Annotated in this window: 14 protein-coding genes, 3 tRNA genes and 1 other RNA gene; 1 reads left to right on the top strand and 17 read right to left on the bottom strand. The window is 54.4% G+C overall.

Going from position 1 to position 13,889, the window contains the following annotated elements; genetic code table 11:
• Positions 1–97 precede the first annotated feature (97 nt).
• Positions 98–1,141, top strand: a complete 1,044-nt coding sequence (gene selD / locus CO251_RS01545; protein ID WP_103374052.1) for a selenide, water dikinase SelD — start codon at positions 98–100, stop codon at positions 1,139–1,141.
• On the opposite strand, the gene gltX is transcribed toward selD, so the two are convergent.
• The 17 genes from gltX to CO251_RS01460 form a co-directional block, all read right to left on the bottom strand.
• Positions 1,125–2,579, bottom strand: coding sequence for a glutamate--tRNA ligase (gene gltX, locus CO251_RS01540; RefSeq protein ID WP_103374051.1), 1,455 nt, complete (start codon positions 2,577–2,579; stop codon positions 1,125–1,127). The two genes, selD and gltX, sit on opposite strands and share 17 nt — an antisense overlap.
• Positions 2,580–2,760: 181 nt before the next feature.
• Positions 2,761–3,033: a pro-sigmaK processing inhibitor BofA family protein gene (locus tag CO251_RS01535; protein ID WP_103374050.1), complete on the bottom strand. Its 273-nt coding sequence runs from the start codon at positions 3,031–3,033 to the stop codon at positions 2,761–2,763.
• Between the two features lie 42 nt (positions 3,034–3,075).
• Positions 3,076–3,258 (bottom strand): hypothetical protein, encoded by a 183-nt coding sequence (locus CO251_RS01530; protein WP_103374049.1) that lies wholly within the window; start codon positions 3,256–3,258, stop codon positions 3,076–3,078.
• 52 nt (positions 3,259–3,310) lie between these two features.
• Positions 3,311–3,907 (bottom strand): recombination mediator RecR, encoded by a 597-nt coding sequence (gene recR, locus CO251_RS01525; RefSeq protein ID WP_103374048.1) that lies wholly within the window; start codon positions 3,905–3,907, stop codon positions 3,311–3,313.
• A gap of 2 nt (positions 3,908–3,909) precedes the next feature.
• Positions 3,910–4,239 carry a YbaB/EbfC family nucleoid-associated protein gene (locus tag CO251_RS01520; RefSeq protein ID WP_103374047.1) on the bottom strand — a complete coding sequence of 110 codons (330 nt, stop codon included), beginning with the start codon at positions 4,237–4,239 and terminating at the stop codon, positions 3,910–3,912.
• Positions 4,240–4,255: 16 nt separating this feature from the next.
• Positions 4,256–5,833, bottom strand: a complete 1,578-nt coding sequence (gene dnaX / locus CO251_RS01515; RefSeq protein ID WP_103374046.1) for a DNA polymerase III subunit gamma/tau — start codon at positions 5,831–5,833, stop codon at positions 4,256–4,258.
• Positions 5,834–5,875: 42 nt separating this feature from the next.
• Positions 5,876–5,974, bottom strand: an RNA gene (gene ffs, locus CO251_RS01510) — signal recognition particle sRNA small type.
• A gap of 43 nt (positions 5,975–6,017) precedes the next feature.
• Positions 6,018–6,110: transfer RNA gene (locus CO251_RS01505), tRNA-Ser, on the bottom strand.
• 12 nt (positions 6,111–6,122) lie between these two features.
• Positions 6,123–6,216, bottom strand: a tRNA-Ser gene (locus tag CO251_RS01500).
• A 7-nt stretch (positions 6,217–6,223) separates the two neighbouring features.
• On the bottom strand, positions 6,224–6,667 hold the full coding sequence (tadA, locus tag CO251_RS01495; protein WP_103374045.1) for a tRNA adenosine(34) deaminase TadA: 444 nt from the start codon (positions 6,665–6,667) through the stop codon (positions 6,224–6,226).
• Between the two features lie 38 nt (positions 6,668–6,705).
• Positions 6,706–6,781: transfer RNA gene (locus CO251_RS01490), tRNA-Arg, on the bottom strand.
• A 355-nt stretch (positions 6,782–7,136) separates the two neighbouring features.
• Positions 7,137–9,500, bottom strand: coding sequence for an MFS transporter (locus CO251_RS01485; RefSeq protein ID WP_158246122.1), 2,364 nt, complete (start codon positions 9,498–9,500; stop codon positions 7,137–7,139).
• Positions 9,501–9,625: 125 nt separating this feature from the next.
• Positions 9,626–10,372 carry a sulfite exporter TauE/SafE family protein gene (locus tag CO251_RS01480; protein WP_103374043.1) on the bottom strand — a complete coding sequence of 249 codons (747 nt, stop codon included), beginning with the start codon at positions 10,370–10,372 and terminating at the stop codon, positions 9,626–9,628.
• A gap of 6 nt (positions 10,373–10,378) precedes the next feature.
• Positions 10,379–11,020 carry an FmdE family protein gene (locus CO251_RS01475; protein WP_103374042.1) on the bottom strand — a complete coding sequence of 214 codons (642 nt, stop codon included), beginning with the start codon at positions 11,018–11,020 and terminating at the stop codon, positions 10,379–10,381.
• A 46-nt stretch (positions 11,021–11,066) separates the two neighbouring features.
• Positions 11,067–12,491, bottom strand: coding sequence for a dihydrolipoyl dehydrogenase (lpdA, locus tag CO251_RS01470; protein WP_103374041.1), 1,425 nt, complete (start codon positions 12,489–12,491; stop codon positions 11,067–11,069).
• A gap of 171 nt (positions 12,492–12,662) precedes the next feature.
• Positions 12,663–13,319, bottom strand: a complete 657-nt coding sequence (locus tag CO251_RS01465; protein WP_103374040.1) for a Bax inhibitor-1 family protein — start codon at positions 13,317–13,319, stop codon at positions 12,663–12,665.
• 177 nt (positions 13,320–13,496) lie between these two features.
• A complete protein-coding gene (locus tag CO251_RS01460) occupies positions 13,497–13,889 on the bottom strand; it encodes an OsmC family protein (RefSeq protein WP_242968184.1) in 393 nt (130 codons plus the stop codon).

Raw genomic sequence — 13,889 nt, 5'->3', positions numbered from 1 at the left:
CTGTGCTATGATACAGAAGACTGGAGGCCTCGTTGTCTCCAGAATCATCATGAAAAATTTTCCGCCAGGCTTTCTGGAGGATCCAGGAGGTGAGGATATGCACCCGCGCTTAACACAGATGACCAGCAAATCGGGATGAGGGTGCAAGTTAGGTCCGGAGGACCTAACGAAGGCACTAAGCTTTGTGCCACCCCGCCTTCATGCGGATTCTGATGTCTTAGTGGGCAACGAAACCCACGATGACGCGGGCGTTTACCGCCTCACGCCAGATCAAGCCCTTGTGCAAACCGTGGACTTTTTGACACCTGTTGTCGACGATCCTGAACTATTTGGCAAAGTCGCGGCCGCCAACTCATTATCTGACGTGTATGCCATGGGAGGCATTCCCGTGACCGCATTGAATCTTCTAGCGGTGCCAGAAGGCGTGTTGTCACCCGAAGAAGTCGGAGCCATGCTGCAAGGCGGTCAGTCGATCTTAGATGAAGCGTCTTGCCATTTACTTGGAGGACACTCTATCGATGACAACGAGCCGAAAATGGGATATGCCGTCACAGGCCTTGTCCACCCCGATCACATATGGCGCAACAGCACGGCGCAAGTCGGCGACTTGTTGTATCTGTCCAAACCGATTGGGAGTGGCGTGGTCATCAAAGCTGTCAAAGATGGTGAAGCGCGTCCCGAATGGACGAACAGCGTGGTCACCATGATGACAACCTTGAACCGCGCCGCACGCGATGCCATTAAACAAGTGGGAGATCCCACCGCTTGTACGGACGTTACGGGATTTGGTCTACTAGGGCATAGTTGGGAAATGGCCCAAGGTGCTGGCGTTAGCATCGTCCTTGAGGCCTCGCGTGTTCCCACGTTACCAGGCGCCAAGGAACTCGCGCAACTCGGGCGGTTTCCGTCGGGCAGCCGTCGCAATCTAGAGTACGTGAGGCCGCATCTTGATGCGGATCCGGCGATGGATTCCCAGTTGTTGACGTTGCTAGCTGACGCGGTTACCTCAGGTGGTTTGCTGTTTACGGTCAAAAAAGAGAACGCCGCCTCCTTAGAGGCCGCGTTCGAGCAAGCCAAGATTGCGGTTTACCGCATTGGGTACGTGACCCCCGGTCCTGCCAAGGTCAAGGTGTTGGCGTAATATGCCCATTCTCAATGGCCGTGGCCGTCTCCAAGAGACGGTCCACGGTCTCTTTTTGCCCTAAGACCTCCAACAGTTCAAATAAGCCCGGGCCCACCGTGCGTCCTGTTACCGCCAATCGGGAAGGGTGAATCAACGCCGCCCGTTTGACCTCTAAACGAGCCGCTTCCGCATCATACGCCGCCATCAGGCTGTCATGGTCCCATGTCGACAGTTGGCTTAAGACCTCCGCTAGCGCTCGTAACCGCTCGGGGGTGGTGGCGTCAAAATGCTTTTGAACACCTTTGGCCTCGAATGTTTGGGGCCGCACATAAAAATAAGCCATCCCTTGCGCCAACTCCACCAACGTCCGGGCCCGTTCGCGCACCAAAGCAATAACGGTATCCAGGTCCGGCCCTGATTCCGAGACAATACCTTCTGCCGCCAGGAAGGGCGTCACCGCCTCTTTTATCCGGTCCACCGGCAGCAACCGGAGGTATTGGCTGTTCATCCACTCTAGCTTCTTAATGTCATAAATTGCAGCCGTATGTTGTACTCGGTCCAAGTCAAACCACTGCGCCGCTTGCTCAAGGGTCATGATTTCGGTATCGTCTGGAGCAGACCATCCCAAGAGCAAGAGATAGTTCGTCAATGCTTCAGGTAGAATACCCTGCTGCCGGTACTCCTCAACAGAAGTCGCGCCATGGCGTTTGGACAATTTTGTGTGATCGGGAGCTAAAATCATGGGGACATGCGCGAAGGCAGGAAGGTCCAAGTTTAGCGCCTGATAGACTAAGATTTGTTTCGGCGTGTTGGAGAGATGCTCCTCGCCCCGAATCACGTGGGTGATCGCCATATCATAATCGTCGAGTACCACCGCAAAATTGTAGACGGGTGTGCCATCGGATTTCGCGAGGACGAAATCTCCTAAAATCCGATTTTCAAAGGTCACCGGTCCCCGAATCAAATCTTGCACCACGGTCGTCCCCTCTTCCGGGACTTTCATCCGCACCACAAACGGCTTTCCCGACGTATGAATGGGATCATCTTGCGGACGCATGCGGCACTTGCCGCTATAGCGTGGCGGCTGTTTGAGGGCTTCTTGCCGTGCTCGCTCTTCGGCTAATTCTTCCGGCGTGCAATAACAACGATAAGCCTGGCCGGCATCGAGAAGTTGCTGTAACGCCGCCTTGTGGCGCGCCAAGCGCTCGGACTGGTGATAAGGTCCATAGTCTCCGCCCACATCGGGCCCTTCATCCCAAACCAAGCCCAAACTTTTCAGTCCCCGCATCATGCTCTCTTCTGAGCCTTCCACAAGTCGTGCCTGGTCGGTATCCTCGACACGCAAAATAAAGCGCCCATGATGATGGCGCGCAAATAAATAATTAAATAGCGCCGTTCTGGCCCCCCCAATGTGCAAGGTGCCGGTTGGACTCGGCGCATATCGTACCCTAACCATATGTTCCCCTCCTGCGAAGAAAGCCGTGTTCCTACACGCATTTCGTCATCTTTTCTTATGCAGTGTAGCCCAGCGTCTGCCGCAGGGTCAAGGAACCCGCCCAAAAGCCGGTCGCCGGAGCCCTAAAGACCGTGCCAAGACGTCCTGGACGGCCGTGAAGAAAACGCAAATCATGACGCTGCTACATACCGGATATGCCGTACCGAATGGCGATGAGGGCCGCAAATCCTGGCACGCCCAAGATCCCCGCCACAACCGCACTCATCAGATTGAACCCAATAGGCAGCCATCCCAAATGGACAGCTGCCAGATCATAAACTTTGAGCAAGGCCAACCCCCCTAAGGCACGAATCAGGACGGGCTTGGCCCATCCAACCGGTTGGGCGAGCGATGTGACGACGATATAGACCATAAGGGCCCCAAACAATAAGGCGATGACGATCCGCGGATCCATAATTTTCCCTCCTGTTCATAGTCTATGAACAGGCCATGCCATTTAATACCCTGGGGGCATGCGCCAACAATGGTGCCGCCCTTCACTCAGCCGCTTGGCCGAGAATTCTTGAGGCTCTTGATGGCCAAGGCGCCAAGCGCCTAGCAACCATTGCCGCGAAAGCCATGAAAAGTCATCCTCATCCCACCCGGGATGGTGGAATGGATCGGGTCTTTGACGTTTCATCCCAGCACCACCTAGGCTTTTTGCCATCATATGCCAAACTGCACAAGACGTGCTATATTTCTTGGCGACCTTCTAAGGCTTTCAGCAACGTAACCTCGTCGGTGTAATCGAGGTCGCCGCCCATAGGCAGGCCCCTGGCGATCCGCGTAACTTTCATACCTAATGGTTTCAACAAGCGCCCCAAATACAAGGCCGTCGCTTCCCCCTCCAAACTCGAGCTGGTCGCTAACACAATTTCTTGTGGCGGAGTTTGTTGAATGCGCGCGAGCAACTCCTTTACCCGCAAGTCTTCCGGTCCAATGCCTTCCATGGGCGAAATGGCCCCGTGTAGGACATGATAACGCCCTTTAAACTCCCGGGTTTTTTCCATCGCGACAACGTCTTTGGGTTGTTCCACGACCATAATCGTACGAACATCCCGGGATGGATTGCGACAAATGGCGCACGGATCGCGGTCAGTAAAGTTAAAGCACACAGAACAATACCGAATTTTGCTGCGCGCATTGACAATGGCATTCGCTAGCAATTCCGCTTCACCTTGGGGCATATTCAGCAAGAAAAAAGCCAAACGCTGGGCTGTTTTCGGACCAACTCCCGGCAATTTGGCTAATTGGCTCACAAGATCCTGAATAGGTTCCGGATAAATCATGGTTACATGAGCCCGGGAATATTAGGGATATTCATGCCCTTGGTGACGTCATTCAGGCGAGTGCTCGCCAATTCTTGTGATTTAGCGTGACCCTGACGGACAGCAGCCAAAATCATGTCTTGGAGCATTTCCACATCATTGGGATCAACAGCTTCTGGGCTAATGGTAATCGACTGAATCTCCCCATGTCCATTAAACACGGCTTTGATTACGCCGCCAATTTCCACTTCGACCGTTTCCGTCTGCAATTCTTCTTGAACCCGAGCCATATCCGCCTGCATCTTTTGGACTTGCTTCATCATTTTTTGCATGTTGTTGGGGTTAAATCCCATAATAACCCTCCTCGAATTAATCGCTCACCGTACGAATAGGCACGTCAGGCCCCAACCACTCACGGATGCTGTCCTCAAGCGGGGGAGCAACCGATTGAGACGGCGGTGCGCCGGTCTCGGCGGCGTTGTCAGCTGTGGTTAAATGATACCGCATTCCAGGCCCATATATCCGCTGTATCACCTGATCCAGCAAAGCTTTATTCTGCGTGGTCATCATTAAATCACGGTGCGCCGGAAAAGAAAAGATGATGTCCAAGTTCTGTGCATCGCGCTCAATGACCTTGGCATCATTCAAGAGTGCATGGGTTGACAGCCGTTCTTGACGAATCGTCTCTAAGAGCAATGGTACTCGGTTGCCAGTACCTCCACCCCCTTGAACGGGTACGGGCTCCGGTGCGATGGAACCCGTGTTCGCGGGCTCGGCCCTAGGAGACAAAGGGGTCTTGGTCGGGGGCTTTTGAGCGTGAACCGCCTCCAAGACAGGTGGAGGAGATCCGAGTCCCCACTCCTCACGAATCTTGAGCAGTGCCAATTCTACAGACAATTGCGCCGGAAATCCCCCGCGCAAACGCGTATCGGCTTCCGCTAATATTTCTAACGCATGGAACCACTGAGCTGGAGCAATATGAGTGGGAAGAGCCTGATCCACTTCGGCAAGCCACTGCTGCCGATATTGCGGAAAAAGATCATGCCCGGCTTGTCGCCATATAATCACATCCCGAATCTGCTTAGCAAGGTCACGCAGGACACTGCGGTAATCGCGCCCTAAATGATACACCGTATCCAACGTCACCATCACCTCAGCCAAGGTCTCGGACTGGCTCAATCCTGTCATCAACCGCAGCATAAGGGCAGGATCCACCGTACCCACCAAGTCCGCTACAACCGTTCGGCTCAGAGTTCCTTGTCCGACCGCCAAGGCTTGGTCTAGCAAACTAAGCGCGTCACGCAAAGCCCCGTCGGCATACTCGGCGATGAGCTCAATCGCGTCGGGCTCGGCTACAAACCCTTCTTGCTCTGCAACCTGGCGCAGGCGCTCTTCAATCACGCCCACAGAAAGTCTTTGAAATTCGTAGCGCTGGCACCGCGACAAGACGGTTACCGGCAGCTTTTGAGCCTCTGTGGTCGCAAGAATAAAGATGACGTGCTCAGGCGGCTCCTCCAACGTCTTTAACAGGGCATTAAAAGCCTCTGTGGTTAACATGTGCACTTCATCGATAATGTAAATCTTATAACGCCCCATTACCGGTGCTTGCCCAATGCGCTCTTTAATATCCCGCATTTCGTCAATGCCGCGGTTGGACGCCGCGTCAATTTCTATAACATCCAAATGCTGACCTTGCTCCACCGCTTTGCAGGCAGAGCATCCTAAGCAGGGTTCCCCAGAAGCATGAGGCGATTGGCAGTTTAACGCCTTGGCCATAATGCGCGCCACACTGGTCTTACCCGTCCCACGAGGACCTGCAAACAAATAAGCATGCGTGAGACGATTCTGCCGAACCGCTTCGCGTAAGGTATCCACCACCCGTCCTTGCCCCATCACCTCGTGGAAGTCACGAGGCCGGTAGACGCGGTATAGTGCTTGGTGGGCCACAGTCATCCCTCCTGAGGAATAGAAGAAAAGCCATAGGGCAGCACCGATCAGGTGATCCGCGGCACCACAACGTTCCCGCTTACCGCTGCTCCCTTCCGGGCCTGACGGGGTTCACAGGTGTTGTCCGCGCGGGACCCAATCGATGCTGCTCCATGGCCTCTCTACGGCGAATACATGATGCAAATGGCGGAGGAGGAGGGATTCGAACCCTCGAGGCAGGATTAGCCCACCAACACGCTTTCCAGGCGTGCGCCTTAAACCGCTCGGCCACCCCTCCAGATCAATATCGTGGCGGAGAGGGTGGGATTCGAACCCACGAGACGGGTTTTAGCCGCCTACCCGATTTCGAGTCGGGCTCCTTCGACCAACTCAGACACCTCTCCGCACTATTCACTTGTCCTTTATTCTCCGGGCCCGAAAAAAGTCCCGCAACAGCGTTTGTGCCTGTTGTTGGTAGAGACCTTCATGAATCGCCACGCGATGATTGAGACGGTCATCCGATAGCGCTTGATACAGGCTCAACACAGCGCCAGCTTTGGGATCCCGTGTAGCGAAAACCAATCGATCTATCCGACTTAATATAATAGCACCCGCACACATTATACAAGGCTCAAGCGTCACAAGCAACGTCGTCCCAGTCAGACGCCATCGCCCCAGTTTTTGGGATGCCGCTCGAATCACAAGCATTTCTGCATGGGCAGTCGGATCGTGGTCACTTTCACGGCGATTATGGTCTTGTGCAACGACAGTCCCATCGTCAAGAATTAAGATGGCCCCAACCGGCACTTCTCCGGATTGCGCGGCACGCTCGGCTTCCTTGAGGGCGAGCTCCATAAAAGGTTCATACGCTATCGTAGAAAAATCCCCAATTTTGGTGCGCCCGGGAGGACTCGAACCACCGACACAAGGTTTAGGAAACCTCTGCTCTATCCCCTGAGCTACGGGCGCAGATACTTGCCCTGCACAACAACAATTTATTTTATCTTTTACCTAATGTCCTGTCAATAATCAGACGGTGCCAAAGCCCCATGATTGCCGACCGACGTTGTAGGTTTGTTTTGGATCAGAGCCACATCGCCTTTGAGAAGTACTTGTACTCTGATGCATTTTGCGCCATCGCAGCATAGGATATGACAAAAGAGCATATAGTAGAAAATCAAGAACCACTTGAGTAACTACCAAAATTTGGTATAATAACTGTGGGACGCACGGAAACGGATTGCGGCCGTGCCATGGAATTGGTTGAGGGCTCGGATTCCACCTCGGGAGCGTTACGCGCTCCCGGCTTTTTGTCGCATATCCGCTATTCTGGCTCGGTTTGATCCTGACGTTCCTCTACGCTTATCTGGGTTAACGCCGCTATCGTTTCATCCCATTGATTGCGGTAATACTGCACAAGATCCGGTACTCCTGGTAACCGCGGGTCACAAACCACGCCGTGCTGATGCCGAGGCCAAAGAAAGTGCAACGCGCGGGTCAACACCTCATCTGGCCGTGTCGCCAAGTCACTTGCCACCTGGGCATCCGCGGGAATTTTTGCCATCAGCGCCTTCGCCCGGGCCATGGCTGAAGATTCATCGGCCATGCCTTCAACCGCGACCGCCACCACATGACTCGCCGTAATCGGCCGCCTAGCTCGCAAAATGGTTTGCGCCCAAGGGGCTTTCATCCTCTCGGTCCACCTCATCCAGACGTGCAAAGGGCCCGGGCGCAACACGTCATAGGCGGTAGCCATCCCCACAACCTCTGGGATGTGTTGTTGAGCTACCGTCCAAAGCATGCGGAACCGGCCCACGCGTCCGTCTTGGGTATAGCGGCCTTCGGGTGTCAAATACAATAGATCGCCATCGCGGACGGCATTTAATAGTTCCGCTATTTGTTGCCGGATATGCATGGCTAGTTGCTGGCGCATCTGGTGCCGATAGGGCTCTTGCAGGGCGGTGACGCTGACAAGACAAGCACCTTGCCGGGCATAGCGCGGCTGCCAAAGGTCGCGTAGCCGCAGCGGCGCCTTATTTGTCCTCACCATGGCCAAACCCGTAAGCACCTCCTCGGTGAATACCGCGCTCGCAAGAAGATTGCCCTGCGTTTGAAAAATATGATACGCCCAACTCGTAATGGGGCGGAACAGCGGTTGATTTTCTATAGGCCGCACCCCAAGACGCCACAATACAGGACCTACATTTACAGCACTTAACCAGTATCCCCAGCGCTCTGGCAAACGGGTGGTAAAAAAATTTGGTTCAAACAACCGTTGTGAGCCCGCTGAAATGACCCGCGCACCCCATGGCCGGGACCGAAACAGCAGCAAAGGAACCACCAGTCCCTCGATATCTTGCCCATGGTTTCCCACCACAAGCAAGGCATGGCGGTGAAGTGCTAGCTTTCCTACAACGTGAACCCGGTAACGGATCCGTACATAGGGAGTCACCAAAATATAGACCAACCATGCCAGAAATAAAGACCACGGTTTTTCAGCCGAAGGTTTGCCCAAAGTGAGGACGGCCACAGACCCCAGCAAAAACATAACCGCCGCCGTGACGAAAAGCGTCGTGTAGCCTTGCCGGGGATTCATAGCGTGTACTAAAATCCACCCCCCGACGGCGGGCGCAATCACGGCGGGTAAATTGGAGGCGATGCCCCATATTCCTAAATCACGAGCCACATTGGCCAAATCCGGAATCGACTCCAGACCAAGAGCCCAGTCTACGGATAAAAAAGCGCCATATCCCACCCCATAAAGCAGCGCCCAAAGCGTCATGGCCTGGATTGTGGGATCGAGCGCAAATCCCAATGATGCGGCGGCCATCGGCAAGCCCGCCAGGAAGACCACCACGCGGCGGCTCACACGGTCAGACAGCCGGCCGATGATCACCGTGGACAACGCTGCACCCAGGAGCGCTTCCCCACCCACAAAGGCCGTATGAGCTCCCGGTTGTGATACATGCAAAACTTCCGAGAAAAAGTACAAAATATAAGTCATGAGAAAGGTTTGTCCCAACATCACCAAGAAGCGCGCCCAAAAAACTCGAATAAAATTCTTGTGATTGCCCATCGTCACATGCGGTAAGGCCGATTCCCAAGGGCCACGGTCCTCATTTACGCCCAGTGTGGTCACCATCATGCCTATTCCCATGATGCCAGCTAACACCGGGTACCGAATGGCACTGGGCGCAAATCCCGCCGTGGCCAGTCCCGTGATTGTTCCCAGCAAACTTGCGAGCCCCATGTAACCCGATGCTTTTCCCCACCTGCTTGAGGGCAAGATTTCGGGCATCATCGCCTGGTAAGCCGTCTGCGACGCCGCTTGCCCCACCACGGTAACCAACACGATCCCGGTTAAGATTGAGGCTCGTGACACCCCAGGGATCATCAACAAGCCCCCCACATTTAGCGCCGTCCCCCACCACATCAGCGGCATGCGGCGTTTACCACGGCGTTTTTGACGGTCCGAATAGGCGCCGGCAATAGGGGGCACAATCATGGTGAATAGCGCGGCCAAGGACACGATACGCGCCAACTGGCCGACATGTCCTACGGGAGACACTTGGAGTAAGGTCATCGGGATCAAAATGGTAAGGAGCGCGGCTCCTTCCATATTTAAGGAAAACCAATAAGCAGCCAGACCCCATTGCAGCATCCGAGATGATGAGCGTGGCATATCCATCGCCATAACTCCTTTATGGCCACAAGGAATGAGATTTCTAGGTCCATCGACACAACGCTAGAAGACAGCCATGGTCGAGATCTTGACGGCCGTCTTCCTTTTTCCATCTTCTGCCCAGAGTGAACCTAGAGAATCGGGATTAAGAGCTTGATTCCCACCCCCACTAACAAGAGACTATAACCGTACTTGACCCACTTAGGCTTAGCACGCGTGGCCATTACCCAGCTTCCTAACCACGCCGCCAGCATCACAGCCAACGACAGGACCAAGATCAGCTCCCACGATGCCGCCATATGACCCACGCGTCCAGCAAACCCCGAGGCGCTAGATACAGTGACGACGAATGCCGATGTCGCCACGGCTTTCTTCGTCGGATATCCCATCCACATTAGCATGGGACTGATAAGGGTGCCGCCCCCAAGTCCCAGCATCGCCCCCAGAAAAGCCGCGAACGCCACGACGATGGTGCCTAACACTTGGCGCATCCGGCTCGGGGCAAACTTCTCGGGTTCGGCTTTGTGAGCGGTCAATAAGGTTCTGATGGCAGCAAAGAAAATCATGAGGACCAGCAGAATGATTAACAAGCGATCCGCCACCATACGGGCCACAATGCTTCCTAACGGCGCTGCTAGCAAAGCAGCTGCCGCCATCCCCCAGCTCCCTTTCCAGTCCACCAATCGGTTGCGGGCATAAACCACGAGCGCGACCAATGTGGTGATGCCGTTGAGAAGAATCCCTACGGGTTGGGCGACGGTCTTTAAGGGATAGCCAAACCACAGCAATATCGGCACATGAAGCATCCCGCCGCCCATTCCCAACATCGCAAAGACCGTCGACACCAAAAATATGAGAACCGCAACCAGCGCAATCATTCTGCATCAGTCCTTAGCTCGAAACGCCTGAGCATCAAAGCAGACAAGACAATACCGTTGGCCTTCGAGTTCTTTGGTGTAACGGGTCACAACCATTTCCTTGCAATGCGCGCACTCGACAGCCTCGAACGTTTCTTCATGTTTCTCGACGGGATACTCGTCAAAGAGTTTGACATCAAACATCTCTTTCCAATCCCGGTGGACAACATCGTCAATGAGCGGCTCGACCACCTCGGGATCCAACTTAAATGGCGGCACACCAGACTTTCTGAGGGTGAAAAAGGGCATGTCAAGACAGACTTTCATCCGTTCATATTTTGCCGTGACTCGGACGGCGCGCTTCGTCGCCGTATCAATAAGCGTCAGGGCAAATTTTCCTAAAGGCTGTTTGGTGATATTGCCTTTCCCAAACGTGCAGCCCGTCGCAAATTGAACGCCATCGGCAAAACAGCCCGAAAAATGATGATCGCCGATTTCCACAATGGCTTGCAATTCTCCTCCACCTTGCGCGCGCGAAACACCAAGAATATCCATCGCTAAATGGCCGGCTCGCAACCCTTGCGGCATGGCGGGGCATTTGTGCCCATGAAAATACTGAGCATTTTTCAGCTCTTCGTCGGTAATGGCGGTCAAATGATCTATATTCATCGGAACTTCCTCCTAGCCTAGTATGATTTTCCTGTGAGGTCTTTGATTACTCCTCAGGTCTTTCCGCCTCATCAAGGGCATGAGCCGCCAATTCACTCACCACTTCATTGAGTGTCGGGTGGGGATGAATCGACTCAACCAGAGATTCTAAGGTGCCGTGGTGGGTGATAATATAGGTGGCTTCCTCAATTAATTCACCCGCCTCCGCCCCAATCACTTGCAACCCTAACAACGCATGCGTCTTTTGATCCCAAATCATCTGCGCAAAACCTTCCGCGTCCCCCATAATCAACGCCCGGGCGTCTTGACGATACGGCCAAGATGTCATGGCCCATTGCGGATGCGCAGCTAAGTCACGGCTGTCCGCACCAACGGCGGCAATTTCCGGGTCCGTAAAGACCACATGGGGCACTACCAGCGCGTTGGGAACCGTGGTTCGGCCCAAGATCTGCTGCGCGGCAATGAGGGATTGACGCGTTGCGGCATGGGCCAGCATCACCTCCCCATTGACGTCCCCCGGAGCATAAATGCTGGGAACGACGGTTTGATAGAACTCATTTACCGGAACTTCCTTTCGGGCCCCTAGGGTAATGCCTACGCGATCCCAACGGAGCTGAGGCGTGGCCGGGGCCCGCCCTACCGCTATCAAGACGCGGTCCGCCTCGAGTATGCGGACTTCACCAGTCGCAGCGCGGTAATGCACGCGCTGATGGCCCAAAGCTTTCCCGGTACTTTCAATGGCGTCGAGCGTAATGCCCGTTTCAATGGGGATGGATACCCCCGTTTTCTGCCATGTCTGCACGAGATGCTCCGCGATGCCGGGATCTTCGGTAAGCAAAATGCGAGGACCGGCCTCTAAAATGTGCACCTGACTTCCGAGTGCGTGATACAAGGTCGCCAGTTCCATCCCAATGTATCCCCCACCGATGATGCAAAGGGTCTTGGGAATTTCGGCAAGCTCTAACGCCTCTTGACTAGTCCACAGGCCCTCATTATCCGCTCCGGGCACCTCCAAGGGCCGAGAGACGGATCCGGGTGCAATGATTAGCGTTTTGGCCTCAAGAAGAATCGACTCGTGATTCGCCGTCTGAACAGTCACATGGTGCGGATCAAGAAGGTCGGCAACGCCTTGGATCACGGTTATTCCAAGCTTGTCACAGGCGACTTGAGCACCACCCGCCCGCTTTGCCAAAATCTCCTGCTTGCGTGCCCGGATGCGGTCTAAATTAATCGTGTCAAAATGGGCTCCTTGCACGCCAAAGCCTGCATCCACTCCAATCGCACGGATCCGCGCGGCAGATTCCAAGAAGATCTTGGACGGAATGCAGCCTTCAAATAAACACGTGCCCCCCAGTCCCGCACCCTTTTCCACAATGGCCACCTTCTGCCCTTGTTGAGCCAGCAGCTGAGCTCCCGGGGTGGCGCCCGGTCCTCCTCCTATGGTCACGACATCGAATGTCAATGTTTGCATGATTCATCCTTCCTCTCCGTCGGGCCAATGGGATTCATCGGCCCGTAGCCAATAGCAAAGCTAGCTCGCCGCTAAGCGAACACAACCCCGGTCGTGCTCCAGCAATTGCATGATGTGAGTGCAGTAAATATGGGGAAGAATCAGGGGATGCGATAAAAAAAGAGGGACGGCTCAGCGCCGCCCCAATCGCAGCAAGAAGAGGAACAAGTTGACAATGTCGACGAGCAGTGAGACCGCAAGCATGATGGCCATGCCGTCCTCGGGAAAGGCCCGTGACCGGTAGCGCATGATGCCAAAGTCCACCATCAAATACCCGGTAAATATCACGACACCGATAATGTTGTAAGCCTGGGACATCATCACGCCACCCATGCTCGGAATCACCATCGACAACAAGCCGACCACCAGCAATACAATCAAACCGACAAAGAGCAGCGGCCCCATTTTGCTAAAATCCCACGGAATCCACGCGACGACCGCAGCGGCAACCAACACCGCCAGCAGCAAAGCAATGACGGTCGTAAAGAGGAGCGGTCCTTGATAAAGAATGGCATACCACAAGACGGTCGAAATCATCATTCCCATACCGATGGCCGCCAAAATGCCCCACATCAAAGCCTGCCCGCTGTTGCCGACCCGGCGCGAGACCATAATCGTCGATAAAATGGCGAGGATAAAGCCCACCCACAGCCCGACCGAACCGAGTCCCACCCCGATCACACTGCCAATCATTAATATCCCTAACAGCAACACCAAATAGGCCAAGGTCTTTCCCATCAGCTTGCCATCAATGCCGTCTGACACACTGTAACTGTTGTAGTTGTACATCGTCCTCACTCCCTCCGTTGCGTCTTCGGTCTCCTAAGCCTCTCGAGACTGACCACGGCTTAAGCTTACGCAAGACATTCTCGATTCCCTAGGGTCATTCGTCCCTATCTTGTCCCGGCGTTGGGTCCAACAATTAGGCACAACAGACTAATTCCTTCTCCCTGCACCTAAAATCGCTTAGGAACCAAGGGAGCCGTAATCCCACGTCCCGGATATCGGCACGGCTCCCGACAGTGTTTGAAAAACCGTGCTGTTTTTGTGGGCCAACTCTATCAACCGATCGACCCGTTCGCGCCCCAAATCCGTGACCACCGTCAGATGATATCCCACGGCCACCAAAACCGGCGGCTTATCTTGACGTGTTCCACGAAGATGCATATGCATCGTGGTAATGGGCACCCGTGACAACTCCGACACCATCGCCAGTGACGTCATCAAGCAAGACCCAAGCGCAGAAAGCAACGTTTCCACGGGATTGAATCCCAAAGACAACGCACCGCGGCGCGCTCCTAAGGTTAAATGAAACGACCGTACCGACGCATCCGCTATTCCGTCCGACGTTCTAGCCAC

The organism is Sulfobacillus sp. hq2 (assembly GCF_002903155.1).
GTDB lineage: Bacteria > Bacillota > Sulfobacillia > Sulfobacillales > Sulfobacillaceae > Sulfobacillus > Sulfobacillus thermotolerans.
This window is presented reverse-complemented; position numbering and strand designations above follow the sequence as displayed.

Bases quoted from the DNA above. Each gene is read 5' to 3' on its own strand.
- gltX (WP_103374051.1), bottom strand. From the start codon at position 2,579: ATGGTTAGGGTACGATATGCGCCGAGTCCAACCGGCACCTTGCACATT.
- CO251_RS01535 (WP_103374050.1), bottom strand. From the start codon at position 3,033: ATGGATCCGCGGATCGTCATCGCCTTATTGTTTGGGGCCCTTATGGTC.
- CO251_RS01530 (WP_103374049.1), bottom strand. From the start codon at position 3,258: ATGAAACGTCAAAGACCCGATCCATTCCACCATCCCGGGTGGGATGAG.
- recR (WP_103374048.1), bottom strand. From the start codon at position 3,907: ATGATTTATCCGGAACCTATTCAGGATCTTGTGAGCCAATTAGCCAAA.
- CO251_RS01520 (WP_103374047.1), bottom strand. From the start codon at position 4,239: ATGGGATTTAACCCCAACAACATGCAAAAAATGATGAAGCAAGTCCAA.
- tadA (WP_103374045.1), bottom strand. From the start codon at position 6,667: ATGGAGCTCGCCCTCAAGGAAGCCGAGCGTGCCGCGCAATCCGGAGAA.
- CO251_RS01485 (WP_158246122.1), bottom strand. From the start codon at position 9,500: ATGGATATGCCACGCTCATCATCTCGGATGCTGCAATGGGGTCTGGCT.
- CO251_RS01480 (WP_103374043.1), bottom strand. From the start codon at position 10,372: ATGATTGCGCTGGTTGCGGTTCTCATATTTTTGGTGTCGACGGTCTTT.
- CO251_RS01475 (WP_103374042.1), bottom strand. From the start codon at position 11,020: ATGAATATAGATCATTTGACCGCCATTACCGACGAAGAGCTGAAAAAT.
- lpdA (WP_103374041.1), bottom strand. From the start codon at position 12,491: ATGCAAACATTGACATTCGATGTCGTGACCATAGGAGGAGGACCGGGC.
- CO251_RS01465 (WP_103374040.1), bottom strand. From the start codon at position 13,319: ATGTACAACTACAACAGTTACAGTGTGTCAGACGGCATTGATGGCAAG.